General features: G+C 66.6%; 28 protein-coding genes. 19 read left to right on the top strand and 9 right to left on the bottom strand.

Going from position 1 to position 24,453, the window contains the following annotated elements; translation table 11 throughout:
* Window positions 1–11: 11 nt before the first annotated feature.
* The 6 genes from E0504_RS15165 to E0504_RS15190 are packed head-to-tail and all read left to right on the top strand — an operon-like array spanning window position 12 to window position 3,803.
* Complete coding sequence (locus E0504_RS15165) at window positions 12–137, top strand: aa3-type cytochrome c oxidase subunit IV (protein WP_131624897.1); 126 nt, start codon at window positions 12–14, stop codon at window positions 135–137.
* Between the two features lie 11 nt (window positions 138–148).
* Window positions 149–1,279, top strand: coding sequence for an NAD(P) transhydrogenase subunit alpha (locus E0504_RS15170; RefSeq protein WP_207974405.1), 1,131 nt, complete (start codon window positions 149–151; stop codon window positions 1,277–1,279).
* Complete coding sequence (locus E0504_RS15175; protein ID WP_131624899.1) at window positions 1,276–1,650, top strand: hypothetical protein; 375 nt, start codon at window positions 1,276–1,278, stop codon at window positions 1,648–1,650. The genes E0504_RS15170 and E0504_RS15175 overlap by 4 nt, the downstream gene beginning before the upstream one ends.
* Window positions 1,650–1,931, top strand: a complete 282-nt coding sequence (locus E0504_RS15180) for an NAD(P) transhydrogenase subunit alpha (protein ID WP_131624900.1) — start codon at window positions 1,650–1,652, stop codon at window positions 1,929–1,931. The genes E0504_RS15175 and E0504_RS15180 overlap by 1 nt, the downstream gene beginning before the upstream one ends.
* Window position 1,932: 1 nt before the next feature.
* Complete coding sequence (locus tag E0504_RS15185) at window positions 1,933–3,483, top strand: NAD(P)(+) transhydrogenase (Re/Si-specific) subunit beta (protein WP_243657514.1); 1,551 nt, start codon at window positions 1,933–1,935, stop codon at window positions 3,481–3,483.
* The gene (locus tag E0504_RS15190) at window positions 3,483–3,803 is read left to right on the top strand and encodes a hypothetical protein (protein ID WP_131624901.1); all 321 of its coding nucleotides are present in this window, start codon (window positions 3,483–3,485) and stop codon (window positions 3,801–3,803) included. Before E0504_RS15185 ends, E0504_RS15190 begins: the two co-directional genes overlap by 1 nt.
* On the opposite strand, the gene E0504_RS15195 is transcribed toward E0504_RS15190, so the two are convergent.
* A complete protein-coding gene (locus tag E0504_RS15195; RefSeq protein ID WP_131624902.1) occupies window positions 3,800–4,156 on the bottom strand; it encodes a hypothetical protein in 357 nt (118 codons plus the stop codon). The genes E0504_RS15190 and E0504_RS15195 overlap by 4 nt on opposite strands.
* Window positions 4,157–4,264: 108 nt before the next feature.
* Between E0504_RS15195 and E0504_RS15200 the strand changes: the two genes are divergently transcribed.
* From E0504_RS15200 to ribB, 7 genes are all read left to right on the top strand, one after another.
* Window positions 4,265–5,479, top strand: a complete 1,215-nt coding sequence (locus tag E0504_RS15200; RefSeq protein WP_131625013.1) for a parallel beta-helix domain-containing protein — start codon at window positions 4,265–4,267, stop codon at window positions 5,477–5,479.
* On the top strand, window positions 5,476–6,480 hold the full coding sequence (locus E0504_RS15205) for an SO2930 family diheme c-type cytochrome (protein WP_131624903.1): 1,005 nt from the start codon (window positions 5,476–5,478) through the stop codon (window positions 6,478–6,480). The genes E0504_RS15200 and E0504_RS15205 overlap by 4 nt, the downstream gene beginning before the upstream one ends.
* A gap of 8 nt (window positions 6,481–6,488) precedes the next feature.
* A complete protein-coding gene (locus E0504_RS15210; protein ID WP_207974407.1) occupies window positions 6,489–7,460 on the top strand; it encodes an alpha/beta fold hydrolase in 972 nt (323 codons plus the stop codon).
* Window positions 7,461–7,521: 61 nt separating this feature from the next.
* Window positions 7,522–8,220 (top strand): aspartate/glutamate racemase family protein, encoded by a 699-nt coding sequence (locus tag E0504_RS15215; protein ID WP_131624904.1) that lies wholly within the window; start codon window positions 7,522–7,524, stop codon window positions 8,218–8,220.
* A 70-nt stretch (window positions 8,221–8,290) separates the two neighbouring features.
* The gene (locus tag E0504_RS15220; RefSeq protein WP_131624905.1) at window positions 8,291–9,451 is read left to right on the top strand and encodes a deoxyguanosinetriphosphate triphosphohydrolase; all 1,161 of its coding nucleotides are present in this window, start codon (window positions 8,291–8,293) and stop codon (window positions 9,449–9,451) included.
* Window positions 9,444–10,145 carry an NAD(P)H-binding protein gene (locus E0504_RS15225; RefSeq protein ID WP_131624906.1) on the top strand — a complete coding sequence of 234 codons (702 nt, stop codon included), beginning with the start codon at window positions 9,444–9,446 and terminating at the stop codon, window positions 10,143–10,145. The genes E0504_RS15220 and E0504_RS15225 overlap by 8 nt, the downstream gene beginning before the upstream one ends.
* Before the next feature lie 36 nt (window positions 10,146–10,181).
* Complete coding sequence (gene ribB, locus E0504_RS15230) at window positions 10,182–11,459, top strand: 3,4-dihydroxy-2-butanone-4-phosphate synthase (protein WP_373693903.1); 1,278 nt, start codon at window positions 10,182–10,184, stop codon at window positions 11,457–11,459.
* Here ribB and ruvX read toward each other — a convergent pair.
* From ruvX to pyrE, 7 genes are all read right to left on the bottom strand, one after another.
* Window positions 11,456–11,941 carry a Holliday junction resolvase RuvX gene (gene ruvX, locus E0504_RS15235; RefSeq protein WP_131624908.1) on the bottom strand — a complete coding sequence of 162 codons (486 nt, stop codon included), beginning with the start codon at window positions 11,939–11,941 and terminating at the stop codon, window positions 11,456–11,458. The genes ribB and ruvX overlap by 4 nt on opposite strands.
* Entirely contained in the window at window positions 11,923–13,062 is a 1,140-nt protein-coding gene (locus E0504_RS15240; RefSeq protein WP_131624909.1) for a DUF3089 domain-containing protein, read from the bottom strand. The genes ruvX and E0504_RS15240 overlap by 19 nt, the downstream gene beginning before the upstream one ends.
* Window positions 13,062–14,147 carry an AI-2E family transporter gene (locus tag E0504_RS15245; RefSeq protein WP_131624910.1) on the bottom strand — a complete coding sequence of 362 codons (1,086 nt, stop codon included), beginning with the start codon at window positions 14,145–14,147 and terminating at the stop codon, window positions 13,062–13,064. Before E0504_RS15245 ends, E0504_RS15240 begins: the two co-directional genes overlap by 1 nt.
* Window positions 14,144–15,001 (bottom strand): signal peptidase I, encoded by an 858-nt coding sequence (gene lepB, locus E0504_RS15250; protein WP_207974409.1) that lies wholly within the window; start codon window positions 14,999–15,001, stop codon window positions 14,144–14,146. The genes E0504_RS15245 and lepB overlap by 4 nt, the downstream gene beginning before the upstream one ends.
* Before the next feature lie 38 nt (window positions 15,002–15,039).
* Complete coding sequence (gene acpS / locus E0504_RS15255) at window positions 15,040–15,441, bottom strand: holo-ACP synthase (RefSeq protein ID WP_131624912.1); 402 nt, start codon at window positions 15,439–15,441, stop codon at window positions 15,040–15,042.
* A 301-nt stretch (window positions 15,442–15,742) separates the two neighbouring features.
* Window positions 15,743–16,471, bottom strand: a complete 729-nt coding sequence (locus E0504_RS15260) for a pyridoxine 5'-phosphate synthase (protein WP_131624913.1) — start codon at window positions 16,469–16,471, stop codon at window positions 15,743–15,745.
* Window positions 16,468–17,049, bottom strand: coding sequence for an orotate phosphoribosyltransferase (gene pyrE, locus E0504_RS15265; RefSeq protein WP_131624914.1), 582 nt, complete (start codon window positions 17,047–17,049; stop codon window positions 16,468–16,470). Before pyrE ends, E0504_RS15260 begins: the two co-directional genes overlap by 4 nt.
* 185 nt (window positions 17,050–17,234) lie before the next feature.
* Here pyrE and coxB point away from each other — a divergent pair, with 185 nt between their 5' ends.
* From coxB to E0504_RS15285, 4 genes are all read left to right on the top strand, one after another.
* On the top strand, window positions 17,235–18,371 hold the full coding sequence (coxB, locus tag E0504_RS15270; RefSeq protein ID WP_131624915.1) for a cytochrome c oxidase subunit II: 1,137 nt from the start codon (window positions 17,235–17,237) through the stop codon (window positions 18,369–18,371).
* Window positions 18,372–18,401: 30 nt separating this feature from the next.
* Window positions 18,402–20,138, top strand: a complete 1,737-nt coding sequence (ctaD, locus tag E0504_RS15275; RefSeq protein ID WP_131624916.1) for a cytochrome c oxidase subunit I — start codon at window positions 18,402–18,404, stop codon at window positions 20,136–20,138.
* A gap of 73 nt (window positions 20,139–20,211) precedes the next feature.
* The gene (locus E0504_RS15280) at window positions 20,212–21,183 is read left to right on the top strand and encodes an alpha/beta fold hydrolase (protein ID WP_165938520.1); all 972 of its coding nucleotides are present in this window, start codon (window positions 20,212–20,214) and stop codon (window positions 21,181–21,183) included.
* Between the two features lie 503 nt (window positions 21,184–21,686).
* The gene (locus tag E0504_RS15285; protein WP_131624917.1) at window positions 21,687–21,992 is read left to right on the top strand and encodes a hypothetical protein; all 306 of its coding nucleotides are present in this window, start codon (window positions 21,687–21,689) and stop codon (window positions 21,990–21,992) included.
* A gap of 52 nt (window positions 21,993–22,044) precedes the next feature.
* Here the strand turns inward: E0504_RS15285 and E0504_RS15290 are convergent, their stop codons facing one another.
* Window positions 22,045–23,118, bottom strand: coding sequence for a calcium:proton antiporter (locus E0504_RS15290; protein ID WP_131624918.1), 1,074 nt, complete (start codon window positions 23,116–23,118; stop codon window positions 22,045–22,047).
* A 297-nt stretch (window positions 23,119–23,415) separates the two neighbouring features.
* On the opposite strand from E0504_RS15290, the gene E0504_RS15295 reads away from it, so the two are divergent.
* A complete protein-coding gene (locus E0504_RS15295; RefSeq protein ID WP_131624919.1) occupies window positions 23,416–24,333 on the top strand; it encodes a heme o synthase in 918 nt (305 codons plus the stop codon).
* Window positions 24,330–24,452 carry a hypothetical protein gene (locus E0504_RS53455; protein WP_282595921.1) on the top strand — a complete coding sequence of 41 codons (123 nt, stop codon included), beginning with the start codon at window positions 24,330–24,332 and terminating at the stop codon, window positions 24,450–24,452. Before E0504_RS15295 ends, E0504_RS53455 begins: the two co-directional genes overlap by 4 nt.
* The last annotated feature ends 1 nt before the right edge of the window (window position 24,453 follow it).

Consider the following 24,453-nt stretch of genomic DNA (forward strand, 5'->3'; position numbering starts at 1 on the left):
GGGGACTGAAGATGGCCGCAGGCAACGACATGAAGGCGCACCGGGGCACGTACGGCAGCTTTATCGCGCTGCTGAAATGGAGCGTGCCGCTCCTGGCGGCGATCGCGGCGATCGTCGTCCTGATCATCGCCAGCTGACCGCGCCGGCGTTGCGCATCGCTGTCCTTCGGGAAACCGCCCCCGCGGAAACCCGCGTCGCGCTCACTCCCGAAACCGCCCGGAAGTTCATCGCCCTGGGCGCGACCGTCGCCGTGGAGAGCGGGGCAGGGATTGCAGCGAGCATCACCGATGCAGCCTATGCCGAAGCGGGCGTGCAAGTCGGCGATGCCGCGCAGACAATGTCAGGCGCGGATATCGTCATGGCAGTCCAGGCGCCCGATCCGGCCGCGCTGGCGGGCGCGAACCCCGGCGCGTTGGTCGCCGCTACGTTTGACCCGTTCGGCCGGCGCGAGCGGGTCGATGCCTATGCGGCGGCAGGGTTCGAGGCGCTGGCGATGGAGTTCATGCCGCGCATCACCCGCGCCCAGAGCATGGACGTGCTCTCCAGCCAGTCCAACCTTGCCGGGTACAAGGCGGTGATCGCCGCGGCCGACGTGTATGGCCGGGCGTTTCCGATGATGATGACGGCCGCGGGCACCGTGCAGGCGGCGAAGGTGTTCGTGATGGGCGTGGGCGTGGCGGGCCTGCAGGCGATTGCGACCGCGCGGCGGTTGGGTGCGCAAGTCTCCGCCACCGATGTCCGCTCGGCAACCCGGGAGCAGATCCAGTCGTTGGGCGCCAAGCCGGTGTTCGTCGAGAACGTCGCCGGGATCGAAGGCGAAGGCAGCGGCGGCTACGCGACCGAAATGAGCGCGGAATACCAGCAGGCGCAGGCTGAACTGGTCAGCGGGCATCTGGCCAAACAGGACATCGTCGTGACCACGGCGCTGATCCCCGGACGCGCGGCCCCGCGGCTGATCTCGGACGCGCAGATCGCAACCATGAAGCCGGGCAGCGTGATCTTCGATCTGGCCGTGGCGCAGGGCGGCAATGTCGAAGGATCGGTCGCTGACCAGATGGTGGAGAAGCACGGGGTCAAGATCATCGGTTTCGCCAACACGCCCGCGACCGTGCCGGCCGACGCCAGCGCGCTGTATGCGCGCAACCTGTACAACTTCCTGTCTGCGTTCTGGGACAAGGATCAGGGCCGGCCGGTACTCGACGCCGAGATCGGCGATGCCGTGCGGCTGACCCGCGGCGGAGCAGTCGTGAACGAGCGCCTCCTGGAACGCGGCGCATGAGGGATGACCTCATCAACACCGGTCGCCGCGAAATCGAGAAAGTCACCAAGCTGCGCGACGCGGTCGCGCGTCAGATACCCTCCGGTGAGACGATCCTGCATCAGCAGGAGGACGGCAGCGAACACATTGCCGTGACCGACCGGCGGCTGGTCATCACCAAGGTGGGGAACTGGCTGGGGGAGCGTTCGGAGTCCGTCCCCCTCGGTGCGATCACCGGGTTTTCGACCCACATGAAGGACGGCAAGGTGACCACATTGCAGCTCGCCGTCCCCGGGCGGACGATGGGAGAGCTCATGCTGAGCGGCGATGATCTGTCACGGGTTATGACGGCGCTGGTGCTGGCGATGCCAAGCTATGGAAGGGCAAGCTGATGGATTTCGTCGCGATCCTGTCGATCTTCGTGCTGGCCTGCTTCGTCGGCTATTACGTCGTGTGGTCGGTCACCCCGGCGCTGCACACGCCGCTGATGGCGGTGACGAACGCGATCTCGTCCGTGATTATCGTCGGCGCGCTGATCGCCAGCGCCGCGGCGGGGAGTTTCAGTTCCAAGTGGCTCGGGCTGGCGGCGGTGGCGTTGGCCAGCGTCAACATCTTCGGCGGGTTCGCGGTCACCGCGCGGATGCTGGCGATGTACAAGAAAAAGGATCGCTGAGGTGACGCTCCAGCCGGTCCGCACCGCCGACCTGTCGATCGTGGCCGACGCGGCGCACGCGGTGAACCCGTGGGTGGCGCTGGCGTATCTCGCGGCAGGCGTGCTGTTCATCCTCGCGCTGCGCGGCCTTTCTTCGCCCGCGACCAGCCAGCGCGGCAACCGCTTCGGCATGGCTGGCATGTTGATCGCGGTGGTCACGACACTGGTGACGCACGTGCCGTACAGCGACATGTGCGCTGGCGGTGCGGTGGCGACCGCCGGTGACGAGTTTAGGTTGTGCCAGGATGTGCTGGTGATCGACTGGACCACGGTGGGCGAGATCATCGCCGCCATCGCGCTGGGCGGCGCGGTCGGGTGGATCATCGCCCGGCGCATCGCCATGACCGCGATGCCGCAACTCGTCGCCGCGTTCCACAGCCTGGTGGGTCTCGCCGCGGTGCTGGTGGCGGTGGCGGCGTTCCTCAACCCCGGAGCGTTCGGTATTCTGGGCATGGACGGCAACATCCTGCGCGTCAGCCGGATCGAGATGCTGCTCGGCGCCGCGATCGGCGCGATCACGTTTTCGGGATCGGTCATCGCGTTCGCCAAACTGAACGGCAACATGAGCGGCAAGCCGATCCTGTTGCCCGGTCGCCATACGATCAACCTGGGCGCGCTGGTCGCAATCCTGGGGCTGACGGGGGCATACATGCTCACCGCGGACGCCGGTCCGGGCGAGGGGGCGCTGTTCTGGATCGTGCTGGCGCTCGCCTTTGCGATCGGGTTCCTGCTGATCATTCCGATCGGCGGGGCGGACATGCCGGTCGTAGTGTCGATGCTGAACAGCTATTCGGGCTGGGCGGCGGCGGCGATGGGATTCACCCTGCACAACACCGCGATGATCATCACCGGCGCGCTGGTGGGCAGTTCGGGCGCGATCCTGAGCTACATCATGTGCCGGGCGATGAACCGCAGTTTCCTCTCGGTGATCGCCGGGGGGTTCGGGGCCGACGCAGCCATCGCGGGCGAGGCGAAGGAGCAGCGGCCATATAAGTCGGGCAGCGCGGAAGACGCCGCATACATGCTGGAGCAGGCGGAAAAGGTCATCATCATCCCCGGCTACGGCATGGCGGTCGCGCAGGCACAGCACGCCCTGCGCGAGATGGGCGACAAGCTGAAGGCCAAGGGCGTGGAGGTGAAGTATGCGATCCACCCCGTGGCGGGACGGATGCCCGGGCACATGAACGTGCTGCTGGCCGAAGCGCAGGTGCCGTATGACGAGGTGTTCGAGCTGGAAGACATCAACTCGGAATTTTCCCAGGCCGACGTGGCGTTCGTCATTGGCGCCAACGACGTGGTCAATCCGGCGGCGAAGACCGACAAGTCTTCGCCCATCTACGGCATGCCGGTGTTTGATGTGGGCAATGCGAAACAGGTGTTCTTCATCAAGCGTTCGATGGGCGGGGTCGGGTACGCCGGGGTCGACAACGACGTGTTTTACCTCGACCAGACGATGATGCTGCTCGCCGATGCGAAGAAGATGGTCGAGAACATCGTGAAGGCGCTCGATTGATGCGCGCCGCGCTTTCCCTCACCGCGCTGGCGCTTGCCACTGGCGGCTGCGTGCAGACGATCGCGGAAAGCCGCGTACGCTCGGCGCTGGTCGACGCCGGCCTCTCTGAACGCAACGCCGATTGCATGGCCGGGCGGATGGTCGATCGGTTGACGATCGATCAACTGCGCAAGCTGGAAGCGCTCAAGGCGCGGGCAGGCGAGCGCGACAAGCCGGTGACGATCGGCGAATATGTCGAACGCGTCCGGCGGGTGGGCGACAGCGAGGTCGTCGCGGTCACCGCCAGTTCCGCCGGCTTGTGCGCGGTGGGCCTCGGCTAGCTGCCTTTTACCACCGGCAGTTCGCCCTTGAACGAGAATTCGCCAAACGCGTTGTCGCAGGCGTTGAATTTGCTGAAGACGGCCTGGACGTCGTCGGAGAACGTCAGCCGGACGTCGAGCGTGCACTCCTTCTTGTCGAAGTGGACAGTGTGACTTTCACCCGGCCTGACAGGCTTGTTCTCCCGCTCTTCCATCACCTCTTCGCTTACCCAGGCACCCTGGCCGGCGCTGCTGAGTTCGACGGCCTTGACCGTCTTGCCGGTCTTGTTGACCAGCACGAAATCCCACGCCTCGGCATACGCAGGCGCGGCGGCGGCCAGCAGCGCGGCGCCGATCAATAGCTTGGCAGTCATGATGTTGCTCCTCCCCTGGAACGGCACCGATCGTGCGCTTTTGGAGCGAGTCTGGCAAGAACGCGTTCGCCGTTGACTAACATGCCTGTCAGTAGCAGCTTGCATGCCATGAGGATGACCCCAATCGCCATCTTGGCGCTCGCCACCGCGGCTGCTCCCGCACTTGCCGCAACGCACACGATCGCCCCCGGCGATGGCGCGCAGGAGCGGCTGCAGGAGGCGCTGATCACCGCGCAGCCGGGCGACGAGGTGGTGCTGGGCGCGGGGCGTTTCGCGCTTGAAGACGGGCTTAGCCTGGATGTCGACAATGTCACCGTGCGCGGCGCGGGGATGAACGCGACGGTGCTCGATTTCACCGGGCAGAAGGGGTCGGGCGAGGGGCTGCTGGTCACGTCCGACAAGGTCATCTTGCGCGATTTCGCGGTCGAGAACCCGAAGGGCGACGGCATCAAGTCCAAGGGCGCGGACGACATCGTCTACCAGCGGGTGCGGGTGACCTGGACCGGCGGTCCGAAGGAGACCAACGGCGCCTATGGCCTTTATCCGGTCGAGAGCACCGGCGTGCTCATCGCCGAGTGCGAAGTTTCAGGTGCCTCCGACGCGGGAATCTATGTCGGCCAATCGAAGGCGATCACCGTGCGCGGCAACGTGGCGCGGTTCAATGTCGCCGGGATCGAGATCGAGAACAGCCGCGACGCGCTGGTCGAGGCGAACTATGTCACCGGCAACACCGGCGGGATCCTGGTGTTCGACCTGCCCAGCCTGCCAGTGATGGGCGGCGGGAACACCGTGGTGCGCGACAACCTGGTGGCGGGCAACACCACCGCCAACTTTGCACCGAAGGGCAACATCGTTGCCGGCGTCCGGCGCGGCACCGGGGTGATGGTGATGGCCAACGACGGCGTCCTGATCGAAGGCAACACCATCCTCGACAACCCGACCGCACCGGTCATGGTGGTCGCGTATCCGATGCCATTCACCGACACGACCTATAACCCGTATCCGCGCAACGTGACGGTGGGCGTCAACCGCGTCGATGCGGGCGGCACCGATCCGCAGTTCGAGGGCAAGGAGCAGCTGCTGGCGGCCTTCGGGGGGGCGCTGCCGCCGGTCATGTGGGATGGGCTGGCCCAGCCCGGCACCACCGCGCTGCGGGTCGATCCCTCGATCAAGGGATGGACATTGGGGCTGTCCGCGCAAGGCCAGGGGCTGGATGTCAAGAACATCAAGCCTGGTCCACTCCAGGTGTCCGCGCCCGATGGAGCGCAGGTGCTGACGGGTTATGGCGCGCCGGCGAGCCTGGAGGCCCGGTTGACCACGTGATCCGCAACGCCGTTCTGGGACTGTCGCTGCTGTCCGCAGCCGCCGCTGTGGCGCACGCTGCCGCGCCCGCTGCGGTGCCGAACGATGCGGCGATCACCGGCGACGGATCCCCGAAGACTCTGTCCGAATTCGGCTTTTTCGCAGATGCCGCAGCGCAAACCCCGGCGGCGCGCGTTACCGGTTATCGGCTGAATACCCCGCTATGGTCGGATGGCGCGGAGAAGCTGCGCTTCGTCTACCTTCCTGCCGGCGCACAAGCGAAGGCGGACGGTGAGAATCTGCTCCAGCTCCCGGTCGGGGCGGCGCTCATTAAAACCTTCGCGTTCGAGGAGAACGGCAGGCGCCGGCTGATCGAAACGCGCGTACTGCTCCACCGCGAAAGCGGGTGGGTCGCGCTGCCGTACTTGTGGAATGCCGAGCAGACCGAGGCGAAGCTGGCGCTCGCTGGCGCACGAGTGCCGGTCACCACGCCCGCCGGTGCAGCGATCGAGTACCGCGTCCCCAACAAGAACCAGTGCAAGGACTGTCACGGGCTGAACGGCGCGGTGATCCCCATCGGTCCCAAGGCGCGCAACCTGTCCGCCGCATGGCTGAAGGATTTTGCCGCCAGCGGAATGCTCGATGCCGCCCCGCAGGTCAGCCGTCCGTTACCTGTGTGGGAGAACCACGCTGCGGCAACCGCCGCGGATGCGGCGCGCGGCTACCTCGATGTCAACTGCGCGCATTGCCACCGTCCCGGTGCGGGCGCGTCCAATTCCGGCCTCGATCTACGGTGGGAACAGTCGGCACCCGAGGCGCTGGGAATCATGAAACGGCCGGTTGCGGCAGGACGCGGCGCGGGCAACCTTCTGTTCGACATCGTGCCCGGCAAGCCGCAGGAATCGATCCTGGCTCATCGCATGGCTAGCACGGAGGGCGGGGTGGCGATGCCCGAACTGGGCAAATCCACGGTGGACAAGGAAGGACTGCAGGCGGTCGAACGCTGGATCGCCAGCCTGTGAGGCGCGTATTGGCCTACCTGGCGGTGCTGGCTACGCTGCTGCTGGCGCTATTCCTGATCTTCCGAACTCCCGACACCGATCTCGCCGCGATGCGGGGCAAATACGCCGCGGCGCCATCGCAGTTCGTTGCGCTTGCGGATGGCCGGCGCATTCATTTGCGGGATGAGGGGCCACGCGGCGGCACGCCCATCGTTCTGCTCCACGGGTCGAACGCCGATCTGCACACCTGGCAACCGTGGACCGACCGCCTCAGCAAGACGCACCGGGTGATCCGCTTCGATCAGCGTGGTCACGGACTGACCGGTCCAGCGAACGATGGGGATTACACGCGCGCTTCGTTCGCCCGGGATGTCGACCAGCTGGCGGACAAGCTCGGACTCGAGCGATTTGTCCTGGCCGGCAATTCGATGGGCGGCGGCATCGCGCTGGAATACGCGCTGACCTACCCGGATCGGGTTGCGGGGCTGGTGCTGGTGGATGCCGCGGGCGCACCGCGCATCGGGGAGGCGAAGGGCAACATCGGCTTCACGCTGGCCCGCACCCCCGGGTTCTCGTGGCTCATTGGGCAGATCACTCCGCGCGGGCTGGTCGAACGCAGCCTGCGGCAGTCGGTCGCCAATCAGGCCATCGTCACCGATGCGATGGTCGACCGGTACTGGGAACTGCTGCGCTATCCCGGCAATCGGCAGGCCACTGCGCAGCGTTTCGCCGCTGCGCAACAGCCTTTCTCGCCGGAAGCACTCGCCCGGCTCAAGGGCACGCCGACGCTGATCATCTGGGGAGAGCGCGACGGGTTGATCCCCCTCGCGTCCGGCCGCTGGCTGGCACAGCAGATTCCCGGCGCGAAGTTCGAGGTCTTGGGGGGCATCGGCCACATCCCGATGGAAGAGGCGCCCGGCGTGAGCGCGGAGCTCGTGGAGCGATGGCTGGAGCAGGGCGCAACGCCCGCCGCGCCCGCCTCATCGGCGCCCCCGGCCTAGCTTTACTCGCGGTAAGCCCCTCGCCTATGGCCGGCGCAGGCTGAACGGGAAGGGCGGGACGTTGCGCAAGCTGGGCATGATCGGCGGAATGAGCTGGGTCTCGACGCGCGATTACTATGAGCGGATCAACCGCGGCGTGCGGGCCCGGACCTCGCCCATGGCGAGCGCGCCGCTGTTGATCGAAAGCCTCGACTTCGAGCCCCTGTGGGGCCTCAACAGCGAAGAAGACTGGCGCCGCGCGGGCGACGTACTCGCCCAATCGGCCGAGCGGCTGGTGCAGGCAGGGGCCGAGGGGCTGATCATCTGCGCCAATTCGATGCATAAGGTCTATGACCAGGTCGCCGCGGCAGCGGGGGTGCCGGTGCTGCACATCGCCGAATGCGTGGGCGATGCGATGCACGCGGCGAACGTCACGGGCGCGGTGCTGATCGGCACGCGCAACGTGATGACCGAGCGGTTCTATCGCGAACGGCTGGTCGCGCACGGGGTCGACCTGCTCCCGCCCGACATGGACATGATCGAGGAGATCGACCGGATCATCTACCAGGAACTGATGCGCGGCAAGGTCACGCGCGACGCCGAACGGACGCTGAAGACCTGGATCACCCGCAAGGAACAGGACGGGGCGGAGGCGGTCGTGCTCGCCTGCACCGAGCTGGCGATGATCGTCGATGTCGATGCCAACGTTCTGCCGGTGTTCGATTCCACCCGAATCCACTGCAACGCGGCGGTGGACTGGATGCTGGCCACGGATAACTGACCGGCACGCGACGATGTTCCGCAGGCGTTCCGGTTGTCGGGAGTCTGCCGCCCCCCTATCGCCGCCCGGCATGACGCTTGCCCCATACGCCGCCGATCCCGCCGCCGGACGCGGTCGCGAATTTCCCGAAGACCGCGACGGCGCGCGCGGCCCCCGCAGCGAATTCCAGCGCGACCGCGACCGGGTGGTCCACTCGATCGCCTTTCGCCGGCTGCGCTCCAAGACCCAAGTGTTCATCGCGCCCGACGGCGATCATTACCGCACCCGCCTGACGCACAGTCTGGAGGTATCCCAGATCGGCCGGGTGATTGCGCGCGCGCTGGGGCTGGACGAAGACCTGACCGAGGCGATCAGCCTAGCGCACGACATCGGCCACCCGCCGTTCGGCCACGCGGGGGAAGCAGCGCTGGAGGCGGCAATGGCCGGCCGGGGCGGCTTCGACCACAACGCGCACACGCTGCGCGTGCTCATGCGGCTGGAAAGCCCGTACTGCAATCATCGAGGGCTCAACCTGTCATGGGACGTGCTTGAGGGGCTGGCCAAGCACAATGGCCCGGTGGCGGCGCCCGGCTGGGCGCTGGCCGAGCTTGACGAAGCATTCCCCCTCGCGCTGGGCGCGTGGCCCAGCCTGGAGGCGCAAGTGGCGGCGCTGGCGGACGATATCGCATACGACAACCACGACATCGACGACGGTCTGCGCGCAGGCTTCCTGACACTCGACGATCTGATGGAGCTGCCGCTGCTGGCCGATCGCTACCGCGAGGTGGAGCGGCGCTTTGTGCGCGCTACGCCCGAACAGCGACTGCGCGAATTGGTCCGCAGCCAGATCGGCGCGATGGTCAATGATCTGCTCGACACCACCCGTTCACGCATCGCCGGTCTGGGCAGCGTTGCCGAGGTGCGCGACCATGCCGGGCCGCTCGCCGCATTCTCCGACGACATGGCGGCTGCCGAGCGCACGCTGAAGCGGTTCATGTACGACAAACTCTACTACCATCCGGAACAGACCGCAGCTGCGGAGTACGCCCGCGACGTCGTCTCGCGCCTGTTCGCCGCCTACGATCAGGATCCCACGGCCTTGCCGGCGGCGTGGCGAGCGGCGTTGCCGGCGCAGGAGCCTGAACGCAGCCGTCACTTGAGCGACTTCATTGCTGGAATGACCGATCGCTTTGCCATCGACCAGTGCGTGCGCATCTTCGGCCGTGCGCCCGATGGACTCCGCAATGTCTGATCCGCTGCGCATCGCGCTGGTCGGCGCCACGGGCCTGATCGGCAGCGAGGTGATGAAACTGGCGGTCGGGCGCGCCGACGTGCGGCTGGTGGCGGTCGCGCGGCGCGAATCGCCGTTGCCACAGGGTGCGCGGATGGAGATGTTCGTCGCCGAGCCAGGCAAATGGGGCGAGGTGTTCGAGGCGGTGAGGCCCGTGGCATTGATCTGCGCGCTGGGTACGACCTGGCGCAAGGCAGGACGGGACGAGGAGGCGTTCCGCGCGGTCGATCACGACCTCGTCCTCGACACCGCGCGCGCGGCGAAGGCCGCCGGGATCGAGCGGCTGGTGGCGGTCAGCTCCACCGGCGCCGATGCGATGAGCACCAACCGCTACTTGCGAACCAAGGGCGAAGTGGAACGCGAGCTCGGGAAACTGCGGTTCAGGCGTCTCGACATCCTGCGGCCGGGATTGCTTAAAGGGCAGCGGGTCGCCGACCTGCGACCGATCGAGCGGCTGGGCAGTTGGCTCAGCCCGTTGGCCGATCGCGCTATGCAGGGCCGTTACCGCCAGTACCGTTCCATCCGGGCGGATGTGGTCGCCCGGGCCGCTATCGCCTTGGCAATGCGCAAAGCGGGCGGACGCTTCGTGCACGATAACGACGCACTCCTGCGTGCCGCGGCGACCCTGCCGGAACTTTCCTCTTCCACATTATAGTGTGACGAACACATTTCAGTGTGATATGCGATTCGCATGAGCACAATCGAACGCGTCCGCACTCTCGTTTCGCAAGACCGCATGAGCCGCACCGCGCTCGCCCGCGCCGCGGGGCTTCATGCCAACTCCTTGCGCGATTGCCTGGAGCCCCGGTGGAACCCCACCGCTGATACGTTGGGCAAACTCGAGGCATTCCTCTCTGCCAATGACGAGCGGCCGGTCATCGTCTCGGCCGAAGAGATCATCGATGAAGCGCGCAACGGTCGGATGTTTGTGCTGGTCGATGACGAGGACCGCGAGAACGAGGGCGACCTGATCATCCCGGCGCAGATGGCGACGCCCAACGCGATCAATTTCATGGCGACGCACGGGCGCGGCCTGATCTGCCTCGCGCTGACCAAGCAGCGGGTTGAACTGCTGGGGCTCGACCTGATGAGCCGCAACAATCGCACGCGGCATGAGACCGCTTTCACCACCTCGATCGAGGCGCGCGAAGGCGTATCCACCGGCATTTCGGCCGGGGATCGGGCACGCACCGTATCGGTCGCGATCGACGGATCCAAGGGACGCGACGACATCGTCACCCCCGGCCACGTGTTCCCGCTGGTCGCGCGTGATGGCGGGGTCCTGGTCCGCGCCGGCCACACCGAGGCGGCGGTGGATATCTCCCGCCTCGCCGGCCTGAACCCCGCGGGCGTGATCTGCGAGATCATGAACGAGGACGGCAGCATGGCGCGGATGGATGACCTCGTCCGTTTCGCGCGGCTGCACAACTTGAAGATTGGCACCATCCGCGACCTGATCGCTTATCGCCGCAAGCATGATCACCTGATCGAACGGCGCGGCGAGCGGCGCTTCACCAGCCGCTGGGGCGGGGAATGGCAGGCCGCCTCGTTCTACAACCGCGCCACCGGCGAAGAGACCCTGGCACTGGTCAAGGGCGCGATCGATCCGGCCAAGCCCACGTTGGTGCGGATGCATTCGCTGTCGCTGTTCGATGACATCTTTGCCGAAGACGGCCCGCGCGGCGGCATGATCGAAAAGGCGATGGAGCAGATCAGCCGCGCAGGCGCGGGGGTGATCGTGCTGATCAATCGCGTCGCGCGCGACTACGTCAGCCGCGCCATCGCGCGGGGCAGCGAGCCGCCGGCGGACGAGGCGCAGGTGACCGAGCAGCGCGACTACGGCGGCGGGGCGCAGATCCTTGGCGCGCTGGGGGTGCACGACATGATCCTGCTGACCAATACCGAACATTCGCTGGTCGCGCTGGAGGGTTACGGCCTCAGCATCGTTGGTCAGCAACCGCTAGGCTAGAAGGCGGCTCCGGCGAGCGCGTCGATCGCGCCTTGCAGGATCACGGCGGCGGCGTGCGCGTCGATCCGTTCCTTGCGCTTGGCGCGGCTCATGTCCTGTTCGATCAGCGCGCGCTCTGCGCTGCTGGTCGACCAGCGTTCGTCCCACAGAAGGATCGGCAGCGCGAGGGCGGCTGACAGATTGCGCGCGTATGCCCGGCTGGCCTGCGCGCGCGGCCCCTCGGACCCATCCATGTTGCGCGGCAGGCCGATCACCACGCCGCGAACCGCGCGGGCAGCGGCGAGGGCGGCGAGCACCTCGCGGTCGCGCCCGAACTTCCCGCGCGGCAGGGTCTTGTCGGCGCTCGCGAAGCGCCAGCCGGCGTCGCACAACGCCGTGCCGATCGTCTGGGTGCCGAGATCGAGTGCCAGCAGCACCCCGCCGTCCGGCAGGGCGGCGGCGAACTCGGCGGCGCGGGTGGTGATCAGGTGGCCGGTTTCCATGCCGCCAGCCGCCGCGCGACGTCGGCCTTCAGGTTCGCCCAGAACAGCGGAATATCGTACACGTGGTAGTTGTTGCCCGGCAGCACGCCGGGGCCAAGGTCCGGCGGATCGCCGATCAGCAGCAGGCCCGTGTCCGGATCGCACCGCGCGGCCACGGCACCCACGATCAGTTCGCCGGTGGAGAAGTCGCTCGCCGGCTTCAGCGTGCCGAGGTTCGCTTCTGCCGGTGCGGTGCCGCCTTGCGTGCCGGTGAGCGGGTTGGTGCACACGATCGCGCCGTCCCCGCGTGGCTGACCGTCGAACCCCGGGGTGGCGGTGAACCGCTCGAACAGCAGCGCGGGATCGGCCGGCTCCGCGAAGCTCGACCAGGTGGCGATGCAGCCTGCCTGGTCGGGGGTCGCGCAGGCCGGCAACCCCAGCGCCGGGAGGTCATGCTCCACCGAGACCGGCCAGCCCACCGGATAGACCATCGCGATCCGCTGGGCGAGCGGCGTGCCGATCACCTTTTCGCGCAGCAGGCGCAACACCATCAGCGCGCCCTGGCTGTGACCGGCCAGCACGATCGGTTCGTCCTTGGGAACGGTGGCGACGAAGAAATCAAACGCCTGCGCGACGTCCCGGTAAGCGAGATCCAGCGCCTGGTTCGCCTCCGCCTTGTCGGTCAGGAATGCGCCGATCACCGCCTGGCGGTATTTGGGCGCCCAGACTTCGTCCGCCGCGGCGAACGGGCTGGCCATTCCGCGCAGGAACAGCCGGGCGCGGGTCTCCGCATCGGAGTCGCCGATGGGGGCGTTCCACGGAGCGTCGGCCCCGATGGCGGGGCGGATGTAGCTGGTGGGATGGACGAAGAAGACCGCGAACTTGGCGGCATCCGCAGCAGCGGGCGTCGGCGCGCCTTGCGGCACGAACCGCACAGGATCGGCCGCGCCCATGCCCGGCCGCGCATACCACATGGCCGGATCGGCATAGGCGTTGCTGTCGAGCGCCGGCTGCGCCGTGAACTCGCTGCGAGGAACGAACGCGAGCTCGGTCGCCTCCTTGGACCAGAGGTTGAGCGCGATGGCGCCTGCGATCACCAGAAAGATGACGATCGCGACGAAGTACAGGAACTTGCGCGCCATCAGTCAGCCGCCGGCTCTGCATCGCCGTTATCGAGCCGATGCGCCCGCCGCTCCAGCGCGACCTTGATCATCGCCAGCATCGGATCGGCGAAGGTGAGGCCCAGCACGCCGAACAGCACGCCCATGACCAGCTGGAAGCCGAGCACCAGCGCCGGCGCCAGATCCACCGTCTTCTTGGCGATCATCGGGACCAGCACGTAACCGTCGAAGTTCTGGATCGCGAGGTAGATGCCGATCGTCCACAGGCCCATCTCGGTGCCACCGGAAAAGCCCACCAGGACCATCAGCACGCCCGACACGATCGCTCCGATGTTGGGAATGAATGCCAGGATGCCGGTGATCAGCGCCAGCAGCGCCGCCATCGGCACGCCGACCAGGGTCAGCGCGATGTAGGTGAACGCCCCTTCGGCGGCCATGCCCAGCAGCCGGCCCGCCAGCAGTCGCCGCATGCTGAAGGCCATGTGGTCCAGCGTGTCGGCCAGCTTGCCGCGGTGTTGTTCGGGCACCATCCACGACAGGCCCCGCTCGTACGGCCGAGGATCGACCGCCAGGTAGATGCCGATGATGACGATCAGCAGCAGGGTGGTGAGGCCGCCGAACACGCCCCCGATCGCCCGGGTAACCGATCCCACTCCGGTGAACAGCTGTGTCGCGAGCCCTTCGATCTCGTCCTGACCGATCTGCACCCCGTTGTCGCGCAGCATCCCGACCAACCGGCCCAGCTCCGTCGTCACCAGCTGGGGGAACTGGGCGGCCTGTTCCGCGATCTGGGTGCCGGCGAACCGGACCAGCCATGCTGCGAACAGCGTGCCGAACAGCAGGACGATGGCCGCCCGCCATGTGCGCCCGATGGGCAGCACCCGGCCAAGTAGGCGCGTGCCTCCGTCGATGATCGCGGCGAACACCAGTGCCCCGAAGATCACCAGCAGGGTCTGAGCCAGATAAACGGCGAGGACCACGAAGCCGATCACCGACACCCACACGAGCGCCCGGCGGGCCTCTTCCTGTAAGCGCGGGTTGCTGATCTGCGTCGGGCTGGCGCCGACCGCCTGCTCCGGCAGTTCCGGGTGGTCGCTATCGCTCATCGGGATGCCTGCTCCTCGGCAATGGCGGGACGCAAGGTGCTCCACGCGCGGTTTCCGCGTAGCGAGCTCCACCACGACGCCGGGTTCCAGGTGGTGGTGCCGTCAAGCGAGAAGGTGATGAACTCCGCCCGGCCGCCGACGTTCGCCAGCGGAACGGGTCCGCCGAGGCCGCGCTCCCAGGTTTCGGCGCGGCTGTCGGCTGAGTGGTCGCGGTTGTCGCCCATCAGGAACACGTGCCCTTCCGGAACCAGCGTTTCGGGGTAGTTGTCGAGCATCTGCTGTTCATGGTCGACCACCAGGTACGTCGCGCCGTTGGGCAAAGTCTCGCGCAGGGCGGGCACTTCGTAGTAGTCCTTACCGTCGTTGCCGCGGACCCGGTAGTTGTCCCAATAGCCGAGGCACGGGCGTCCTTCGCACAGCTGCGCGTCGGCGGGGATGCGGATATCCGGCTCCACCTTCTGCGGCACCGGCTTGCCGTTCAGGATCACCTGTCCGCCCACCACCGCGATCCGGTCACCCGGCAGGCCGATGACGCGCTTGATGTAATCCTCGTCGCGGTCGGGCGGCACGGCGATGACGATGTCGCCATACTGCGGGGTCGAAGGCCACACGCGCGTGTCGCTGCGCGGGAGGACATGGAACGAGGCGGACACCCAGCTCCACCCGAACGGATATTTCGACACCACCAGCCGGTCGCCGACCATCAGGTTCGGGACCATCGAGGTCGACGGAATGTAGAACGGCTTGGCGACGAGGCTGTGGAACGCCAGCACCGCGAGCAGCATCAACGCCAGCCCGCGCAGCTCGGCGAGCCAGTTGATCTTCTCGCGCGGCTTGTGGTCGGGTTCGCTCACGGGGTGCGGTTCGCCTGGGGACGTAAGGTGAGGGGAGTTCAAAGGGGCAGAGCCTCGATGACGACGAAGGCCTGGGCCCATGGATGGTCGTCGGTTAGGGTGAGGTGAATACGCACCTCATGGCGTTCCGGGGTCAATTCGGCAAGCCGCTTCGCCGCGCCGCCGGTCAGCGCCAGGGTGGGCGCGCCGCTCGGGGCGTTCACCACGCCGATGTCCTTGTGGAACACGCCGCGCCGGAACCCGGTGCCGACGGCCTTGGCGAACGCTTCCTTGGCCGCCCAGCGCTTGGCGAACGTGCCCACCCGGGTGAAGGGACGCTTGGCCGCCTTCGCGCGCTCCACGTCAGTGAAGCAGCGCGCCTCGAACTTCTCGCCCCACCGCTCGAGCGAGTTCGCGATCCGGTCCATGTTGGTGAGGTCGCTGCCAAGGCCGATGATCACGAAACTCTCACGCGAAGATCGATATTGACGTGACCGGGATGAGAAGCAGCGCGATCTGCGCGCATCTCCACACATAGGCTCTGCCAGCGGAGCCTCTGTTCCATATCCATCTGGGCACGCCCGATCATTGCTAACTGTGCAAAGGCCAGGGCCACAAACCCAAACACGTAGAGTGCCGAAACCCATCCCGACCCCGCAAAGCTGGTCAAAAGTACGAGTGCCCACGCGAGGCCCAGTGCGAAGCTTAGCCAAGCAGCCGGTTTCGTAGACGCCCACAGCCAAGGTTTGTGCGCATAAACTCTCACCGTGCATCATCCATCAGCTCGCGCATCCGGCGGACGGCTGCTTCCAGCCCGACAAACACCGCCTCACCCACCAGGTAGTGCCCGATGTTGAGTTCGGCGAGCTGGGGAATGGCGGCGATGGGTTGGACGTTATCGTAGGTAAGGCCGTGGCCGGCGTGCGGCTCGATCCCGTTCTTAGCGGCCAGCGCGGCCATGTCGGCGATCCGCCGCAGTTCCACCGGCACCCGCTCGCCCACGGCGTGCGCGTATTCGCCCGTGTGCAGTTCGACCACTGGCACCCGCAGGCGCAGCGCGGCATCGATCTGACGCTCTTCCGGGGCGATGAACAAACTGACACGGATGCCCGCATCGCTCAGCCGGGCCACGATCGGCGCGAGTCGATTGTGCTGGCCCGCGGCGTCCAGTCCACCCTCGGTGGTGCGTTCCTCCCGCCGCTCGGGCACGATGCACGCGGCGTGCGGCCGGTGGCGGAGCGCGATCTCCAGCATCTCGTCGGTCGCCGCCATCTCCAGGTTGAGCGGCAGGTCGGTCGCGTCCTGGATTCGCTGCAGATCGTCGTCGCGAATATGGCGCCGGTCTTCGCGCAGGTGCGCGGTGATGCCGTCTCCGCCGCATGCCGCGACGATCTGAGCCGCGCGCACCGGATCGGGATGATCCCCTCCGCGCGCGTTACGGATGGTCGCCACGTGGTCGATGTTGACCCCGAGACGGAGTCGCGCGCTCACGCCATGCGGCTCCCCGGCTTGGTCACCGGTACCGCCGCGAGTTCGGCGGGCACTTCATCATCGGCATACGTCGGGAAGTTGAGTGCGATCAGCGGAAAGAACGGCACGCCCAGATCGACCGAGCCGTTCGAGCGGTCGACCAGCGCCGCTTCGGCCAGCACCTCGCCCCCTTCGCGCGCGACCGCGGCGATGGCCTCGCGGCTGGACAGGCCGGTCGTGACCACGTCTTCCACCATCAGGACCTTGGCGCCGGGCTGCAGGCGAAACCCGCGGCGCAGTTCGAACGTGCCTTCGGGCCGTTCCAGGAACATGGCGTCCTTGCCGAGCGCGCGGCCCATCTCGTGGCCGATGATTAGGCCGCCCATCGCCGGGCTGACGACCGCGTCGATCGCCCCCCGCAGCTCCCGCGGCAGCTTCTGCGCCAGCGCGCGGGCCAGCCGGTCGGCGCGCGCCGGGTCCATCAGCACGCGCGCGCACTGAAGGTAATGCGCGCTGTGGCGTCCGCTCGACAGCAGGAAGTGCCCTTCGAGCAGAGCTTCGGAGCTGCGGAATTCGTGCAGCACGTCTTCGTCGGTCATCGGCGGTTCGCTGCTGGCTCAAGGGGTGGGGAAAGGCGGTCGAAAATCTCCCTAGAAGCGCTTGAGGGATGGGGCAAGCGCGCGTATAGGCCCGCCCAAACCCCCGTCAGTGGGGTGTTTCCGGCCTGTTTTTTGAGGGGTGGGAAACCAGGCATGCAACAGGCTAGACGGAAAGCTTCGCACCGATGAATCTCGGCAATTCGACCGCCCGTATGTTGAGCGCGATGGGGGCTGCGCTGTTGCTGGCGTTGTCGCCGCAGGTCGCTTCGGCGCAAGCGGCCCCCGCCACCGTAACAACGGCCGCCACGCCGGCGGCGATCGCCAGCCCTCCGGCTTCGGCCACTGAGGCGGCACCCGCCGCCGACCAGCTTGGTGCCGCCGCGGCGGGCGCGGTCGATGACAAGGTCGATGCGTCGAGTGAGACTGTCGCTCCGGGTGCCGGCGCCTACAAGCCGCTGGGACCGGAATGGATCAAGGGCCAGCCGTCGGCCGGCGCGCTGGACCTCCAGCAGCAGTATTCGCCCACCGGCCGCCAGGCGACCAAGCTGCACAACGTGCTCGTCTGGTTGATGGCGATCATCAGCCTGTTCGTGCTGGGCCTGCTGCTTTACGTGATGTGGCGGTTCCGCCGGGGCCGCAATCCGGTCCCCTCGCGCACCACCCATAACACCTTCATCGAAGTGCTGTGGACCCTGCTGCCGGTGCTGATCCTGGTGGGCATCGCGATCCCGTCGATCAGCCTGATCTCGGCCCAGTACGAATCCGCACCCAAGAACGCGCTGACGATCAAGGCCACGGGGTACCAGTGGTACTGGGGCTACAGCTATCCCGATAACGGCGGGTTCGAAGTGATCTCGAACATGCTGCCGGAAGACGAGGCGAAGCGTCGCGGCGAACCGGGCCAGCTGGCGGTCGACAACCGCATGGTCGTGCCGGTCGGCGAATGGATCCGCCTGCAGACGACCGCGGCCGACGTCATCCACTCGTTCGCCGTGCCGAGCCTGTGGTTCAAGATCGACGCGGTGCCCGGGCGACTCAACGAACGGCGCCTGATGATCGAAGAGCCCGGCATCTATTACGGCCAGTGTTCGGAACTGTGCGGCGCGAAGCATGCCTACATGCCGATCGCGATCGAAGCAGTCCCGCGGCCGCAGTTCGAAGCGTGGCTGCGGTCGCAGGGCGGGACTGTCGGCCCGGCGGAAACGCCGGCGGCACCCGCTGTCGCGCCGACGCAGCAGCCCGAAAGCTCGGCCCAGCAGCCGGCTGCCGGCGCGAGCGCGGCTCCGGCCGCTGCCGCCACCCCCGCTGCGCCCGCCGCCTGATTTAGCTACGTACGTTCGAAAGACCTGATCATGGCCACTACCGCCGACCACTTCCAGGCTCACCACGATGAGCACGCGCATCACGATGCGGACCACAAGCCGGGTTTCTTCGCGCGCTGGTTCATGTCGACCAACCACAAGGACATCGGCACGATGTACCTGATCTTCGCCATCATGGCGGGGATCGTCGGTGGCGCGATCTCAGGCGTGATGCGGGCCGAACTGGCCGAGCCGGGCATCCAGGTGCTCGGCAGCTGGGTGAGCATGTGGGGCGGCGAGGCCAGCTTCGAGGCGAATCTCCACGCGTGGAATGTGCTGATCACCGCGCACGGGCTGATCATGGTGTTCTTCATGGTCATGCCGGCGATGATCGGCGGCTTCGGCAACTGGTTCGTGCCGCTGATGATCGGCGCGCCGGACATGGCATTCCCGCGCATGAACAACATCAGCTTCTGGCTGACGGTCGCAGGGTTTGTCTCGCTGTGCTTCTCGCTGTTCGTACCCGGTGACGCGACCGGCCTTGGCGCGGGCACCGGCTGGACGGTCTATGCGCCGCTGTCGACGAGCGGGTCGGTCGGCCCGGCAGTCGATTTCGCGATCTTCTCGCTGCACCTTGCCGGTGCCGCGTCGATCATGGGCGCGATCAACTTCATCACCACGATCTTCAACATGCGCGCGCCGGGCATGACCCTGCACAAGATGCCGCTGTTCGTGTGGTCGGTGCTGGTGACCGCGTTCCTCCTGTTGCTGGCGCTGCCGGTGCTGGCCGCGGCGATCACGATGCTGATCACCGACCGCAACTTCGGCACGACGTTCTTCGACGCGAGCGGCGGCGGCGATCCGGTGCTCTACCAGCACCTGTTCTGGTTCTTCGGCCACCCGGAAGTGTACATCATGATCCTGCCGGGCTTCGGCATGATCAGCCAGATCGTCGCGACGTTCAGCCGCAAGCCGGTGTTCGGTTATCTCGGCATGGCGTACGCGATGGTGGCGATCGGCGTGGTCGGGTTCGTCGTGTGGGCGCACCACATGTACACCACCGGCCTCAGCGTGAACGAGAAGATGTACTTTACCGCCGCCACCATGGTTATCGCGGTGCCCACCGGCGTGAAGATCTTCAGCTGGATCGCGACGATGTGGGGCGGCTCGATCGAGTTCAAGAGCCCGCTGGTGTGGTCGATCGGCTTCATCTTCCTGTTCACCGTCGGCGGCGTGACCGGGGTGTACCTTGCCAACGGCGGCGTCGACGACGTGGTGCACGATACGTATTTCGTGGTCGCGCACTTCCACTACGTGCTGTCGATGGGCGCGGTGTTCTCGCTGTTCGCCGGCTTCTACTACTGGTTCCCGAAGATGAGCGGGCGGATGCATTCCGAACTGCTCGCGCACCTGCACTTCTGGGGCTTCTTCATCGGCGTGAACGTGATCTTCTTCCCGCAGCACTTCCTGGGGCTGAACGGCATGCCGCGCCGCTACCCGGATTACGTGGAAGCGTTCACGTACTGGAACAACGTCAGCACGATCGGCTACATGATCATGGCGGGGTCGATGATCTTCTTCTTCGTGAACATCGCGTATGCGTTCATCGCGGGCAAGAAGGCGGCGGCGAACTACTGGGGCGAAGGCGCCACGACGCTGGAGTGGACGCTGTCCAGCCCGCCGCCGTACCACCAGTTCGAAACGCTGCCGGTGATCGAGGACGACCACGATTACCACAACCACATGCCCCGCGACGGGCGCACCGACGGCGCCCCGGCCACGGCCTGAGCCTTTCGGCGGAAGAGACATGCGGCCGGTCCTCACTTCGAGGGCCGGCCGTTTGCGTTGAAGGAGGAACCGAATGCCCGAGATGCGCCAGATCGATACCGGCCACGCGACCCTGCGGTGTGCCATCGAGGAGGGGGGATCAGCCTCCGGTCCGCTGGTGATCTTCGTCCACGGCTTTCCGGAAAGCTGGTATTCCTGGCGCCACCAGCTTGGTCCTGTCGCTCAGGCCGGCTTCACCGCCTGCGCGATCGACGTCCGCGGCTATGGCGGATCTGACAAGCCGCCGCTGGTCGAGGATTACACCTTAGAAGTTATCGCGGCCGACCTGATGGGCCTCGCCGAAGCGCTCCGGCCGGGCGAGCAGGTGATCCTGGTGGGTCACGACTGGGGCGCGCCGATCGTCTGGAACACCGCGCTCACTTACCCCGATCGGGTCTCCGCGGTGGCTGGCCTGTCGGTGCCGTTCGCCGGGGTGCCCAACCGCCCGTTCACGGAGGTGTTCCGCGAACACTTCACGTCCAAGGGCAAGTTCTTCTACCAGGAGTACTTCCAGGAGCCCGGCATAGCCGAGACCGAGGCGGAGGCCGATCCCGAGCATTTCGTCCAGCGGATGATGTATTCGATCAGCGGCGACGTTCCCCCCGGTGACTACTACGACAAGCCGCTCGGCGCGAAATTTCTCGACGGCTTGCCCGATCCGCAGCCGGTTGCCTGGCTGACCACCGAGGATATCCAGTTCTACGGCCGCGAATTTAGCCAAAGCGGCTTTCGCGGGCCGCTCAACCGCTATCGCAATCACGAGCGGGATTACGAATGGCTGCAAGGCTGGGCCGGCAAGCGGATCGAGCAGCCGTGCCTGTTCATCGGCGGCGACCGCGATCCCGCCACCACGCTGTTCGGCGCGGTCGCCGATCCGGTGGCACTGATGCGGATGTTCGCCCCCCGGGTCGAGGGTCACGTGCTACCCGGCGTCGGCCACTGGACCCAGCAGGAGCGACCGGCAGAGGTCAACCGACTGCTGCTGGACTGGCTGGGGCGGTTGTAACCGAACGGCCCTTAGGGACCGGCGCCCATCGCAGCGCGCCTGATCCGCCATTTGAGGCCTAAGGTGTCGTTAAGCCGAACGTATGGTATAGCAAAGCTCGTGACGGCAAGTTCCCTCCTCCAGCGCCAGTTCCGCGTGTTTCTGGCGCTTATGCTTGGTGTGGTCCTGTTCCAGACCGCGCCCGCAGGCGATCTGCCGATCCAGAGGGGTCATGGTTCGGCGTTCAGCGCCGCCACTTACGACGTCGCTCTGCCAGTCCGCCGCGATAGCGCCGAGGTAACGAGCCCCGCGCCCGTTCCTTTGTTGGCGGTGGCGCCCGCTCGCTTTGCCGCAGTGGGGTACGACAGCCCGGTGGCGGCCAAAGCGCCGCTGCCGCCGCGGCAAACCGGCCCTCCGGCACCCCCGCCACGCCTTCACGTAGCATCACCCCGCGCGCCTCCTGTTCAATCCTGATCGTCCGCTCTTTCGGGAGCATCACACACGTCCAAGATCCAGGAATTGACATGCAAACACCATCAACCGGTGCCCTGCCAGGCACCGATCGCTTCGACTATGTCGAAAGCCTTATCGCGCGCTATCCCGACACCACCGAAGCGGAGGTCGAGGATCTGAAGCGGTGGTTCACCAGGGAAGCAAGCGCGTTCGACGTCGCCAGCCTGGCGAGCAAGGAGAGCATCCATGCACGCTATGCGGCGTTTCGCGCTGAACACATCGATGGCTTCCGGGCGAAGGACTACGCGGTCGCTGCCATAGCCATCGCCATCGCAGCAGCCGTCATCGTGTATTTCGCCTTCTACGCGACCGCCTGACAGCGGCTGACTCAAGGGCGCCCCGGTTTCGGCCGGGGCGCCTGCCCGCTGCTCAGGGAACGATTGTCGTGAACAGATAGACAGCGAAGATCACCAGGTGCACCGCGCCTTGCAGCACCGTCGTGCGCCCGGTCCCGAGCGTGAGCGTGGACACGATCAACGTCAACAACAGCAACACGACACTCTTGGTGTCGAGGCCGAGCGCGATCGGCAGCCCCATCACCAGCGACAATGCGGCGACCGCGGGAATGGTGAGCCCGATCGTCGCCAGCGCTGAACCGAGGCCCAGATTGAGGCTCGTCTGCAAACGGTTTGCCAGGGCCGCACGCAAGGCTGCCACGCCCTCCGGCAACAAGACCAGCGCGGCGATGATGACGCCCACGATCGCCCGCGGCGCGCCTGCCGCGGACACCGCGCCCTCGATCGCCGGGGCAAGCGTCTTTGCCAGCAGGACCACCGCGCCGAGACACAGGACCAGCAGGATCCCCGACGCGGCCGTGCGCGCGTTGGACGGCGGCGCGGCGTGAATCTCCTGATCTGCCACCACCGCCTTGTCCGGCAGGAAATAGTCCCGGTGCCGCACAGTCTGAACGCCGACAAACGTCGCGTAGAGCAGGAAGGAGACGACGGCGACGAACGCGAGCTGCGACGTCGAGTAGACCGGACCCGCTTCGCTCAGCGTGAAGTTCGGCAGGACCAGCGTGAGCACAGTGAGCGCGCAAATCGTCGCGAGCGAAGCGCTGACGCCGACCTGCTGGAAAACCTGCTCCTTGTGCCGGAGCGCGCCGATCAGGATGCAGACGCCGACAAGGCCGTTGAGGATAATCATCACGGCGGCAAACACCGTGTCCCGGGCAAGGGTGGTGGCGCTCTCCCCGCCAGCGGACATCAACGTGACGATCAGGCCCAGTTCGATCACCGTGACGGCCACCGCCAGCAGGAAGGTGCCGAACGGCTCGCCAACCCGGTGCGCGACGAGTTCCGCATGGTGCACGGCGGCGAGCACGCTGGCGATCAACGTCGCTGCCAGCACGAGCGTGGGTACCACCCCGCTGAAGCTGGCGAGATAAGTCAGCCATGCGACAATCGGTGCGGCCGTAGTCCAGTGTTTTTGCCAGAAAGCCATGGGAGAACCTTAGGGACGCAAAGCTCGTCTGCAATAGGGGTCGAAAGTCGAGTGACCGGGTATCTTGCGTGCCGGCGCTTGCCAGCGTTTTCCTACAGGCGGTCATCTGCGCCATAGTCTGGGCATGATAGCGTCCATCCACTTCGCTGCAGGCCGCGAGCTTCCGGAAATGGGGGCGGCGGATTTTTTCTCCCCAGAACAGTGTGACACGTGTGACACATCCCGGATGCCTGCGCCTCGCACCCATTGCGCCTTCCCTCAGCGCGGCAGGACCCCTATAGACCCGCTCGTCTGCCGATGACCGAATCCACCGCCCTGTACCTGCCGACCGACTGGCGCGACTTCCTGTCGCTCACCAAGCCGCGCGTGATGAGCCTGGTGATCTTCACCGGCTTGTGCGGCCTGCTGGCGGCGCCGGGCGACATCCACCCGGTGATCGGCTTCACCGCGGTCCTGTGCATCGCGATGGGCGCGGGCGGTGCGGCGACGCTCAATCAGTGGTGGGAGGCGGATCTCGACGCGGGCATGAAGCGCACCGCCAAGCGGCCGATCCCCGCCGGTCGCCTGCGCCCGACCGACGCACGCGATTTCGGCATCGCGCTGTCGGTGGCCTCCGTCGCGGTGATGGGCATCGCGGTCAATTGGCTGGCGGCGATCATCCTCGCGGTATCGATCGTGTATTATGCGGTTATCTACACGATCTGGCTGAAGCCTCGCACACCGCAGAACATCGTCATCGGCGGCGGGGCGGGGGCGTTTCCGCCGATGATCGGCTGGGTCGCGGTGACCGGCGACATCACGTTGATGCCGGTGCTGCTGTTCGCGATCATCTTCATGTGGACGCCGCCGCACTTCTGGGCGCTCGCGCTGTTCGTGCAGAGCGATTACGCCAAGGTCGGCATTCCCATGATGCCTGTAGTGAAGGGGGAGGCTAGCACCCGCCGCCAGATCATGGTCTATTCCGTGCTGCTGCTGCCGCTGGCCGCGGCGCCGTGGTTCATCGGCGGGACCGGGGCGATCTATGGCGTCGTCGCCATCGCGCTGTCACTGGTTTTCCTGATCCTCGCTGCACCCGTGGCGCTGCGCCGGGCGGAGCCGGGCGACACGATGAAGCCGGAAAAGCGGCTGTTCGGTTATTCGGTGCTCTATCTGTTCGCGCTGTTCGCCGCACTGGTTGCCGACCGGGTGGTTTACGGGCAGGGCTGGCTCGCATGACCCCGGAAGAAGAAATCGAATTCAAGCGCCGCCGCAAGGGGCGCAACATCGCGCTCGGGCTGGTGCTCGTGTTCTTCGTGATCCTGTTTTACTCCATCACGCTGGTGCGGATCGGCTGAC

The organism is Parafrankia sp. BMG5.11 (assembly GCF_004337455.1).

Excerpts from the sequence above, each read along its gene's own strand:
- ruvX (WP_131624908.1), bottom strand. The coding sequence starts at position 11,941 with ATGGAAACCGGCCACCTGATCACCACCCGCGCCGCCGAGTTCGCCGCC.
- ctaD (WP_131624916.1), top strand. The coding sequence starts at position 18,402 with ATGGCCACTACCGCCGACCACTTCCAGGCTCACCACGATGAGCACGCG.
- coxB (WP_131624915.1), top strand. The coding sequence starts at position 17,235 with ATGAATCTCGGCAATTCGACCGCCCGTATGTTGAGCGCGATGGGGGCT.
- E0504_RS15285 (WP_131624917.1), top strand. The coding sequence starts at position 21,687 with ATGCAAACACCATCAACCGGTGCCCTGCCAGGCACCGATCGCTTCGAC.
- E0504_RS15200 (WP_131625013.1), top strand. The coding sequence starts at position 4,265 with ATGAGGATGACCCCAATCGCCATCTTGGCGCTCGCCACCGCGGCTGCT.
- E0504_RS15240 (WP_131624909.1), bottom strand. The coding sequence starts at position 13,062 with ATGGCGCGCAAGTTCCTGTACTTCGTCGCGATCGTCATCTTTCTGGTG.
- ribB (WP_373693903.1), top strand. The coding sequence starts at position 10,182 with ATGAGCACAATCGAACGCGTCCGCACTCTCGTTTCGCAAGACCGCATG.
- E0504_RS15280 (WP_165938520.1), top strand. The coding sequence starts at position 20,212 with ATGCCCGAGATGCGCCAGATCGATACCGGCCACGCGACCCTGCGGTGT.
- pyrE (WP_131624914.1), bottom strand. The coding sequence starts at position 17,049 with ATGACCGACGAAGACGTGCTGCACGAATTCCGCAGCTCCGAAGCTCTG.
- E0504_RS15175 (WP_131624899.1), top strand. The coding sequence starts at position 1,276 with ATGAGGGATGACCTCATCAACACCGGTCGCCGCGAAATCGAGAAAGTC.
- E0504_RS15165 (WP_131624897.1), top strand. The coding sequence starts at position 12 with ATGGCCGCAGGCAACGACATGAAGGCGCACCGGGGCACGTACGGCAGC.
- E0504_RS15220 (WP_131624905.1), top strand. The coding sequence starts at position 8,291 with ATGACGCTTGCCCCATACGCCGCCGATCCCGCCGCCGGACGCGGTCGC.
- E0504_RS15290 (WP_131624918.1), bottom strand. The coding sequence starts at position 23,118 with ATGGCTTTCTGGCAAAAACACTGGACTACGGCCGCACCGATTGTCGCA.
- E0504_RS53455 (WP_282595921.1), top strand. The coding sequence starts at position 24,330 with ATGACCCCGGAAGAAGAAATCGAATTCAAGCGCCGCCGCAAGGGGCGC.
- E0504_RS15295 (WP_131624919.1), top strand. The coding sequence starts at position 23,416 with ATGACCGAATCCACCGCCCTGTACCTGCCGACCGACTGGCGCGACTTC.
- E0504_RS15180 (WP_131624900.1), top strand. The coding sequence starts at position 1,650 with ATGGATTTCGTCGCGATCCTGTCGATCTTCGTGCTGGCCTGCTTCGTC.
- E0504_RS15195 (WP_131624902.1), bottom strand. The coding sequence starts at position 4,156 with ATGACTGCCAAGCTATTGATCGGCGCCGCGCTGCTGGCCGCCGCCGCG.
- E0504_RS15245 (WP_131624910.1), bottom strand. The coding sequence starts at position 14,147 with ATGAGCGATAGCGACCACCCGGAACTGCCGGAGCAGGCGGTCGGCGCC.
- E0504_RS15225 (WP_131624906.1), top strand. The coding sequence starts at position 9,444 with ATGTCTGATCCGCTGCGCATCGCGCTGGTCGGCGCCACGGGCCTGATC.
- E0504_RS15190 (WP_131624901.1), top strand. The coding sequence starts at position 3,483 with ATGCGCGCCGCGCTTTCCCTCACCGCGCTGGCGCTTGCCACTGGCGGC.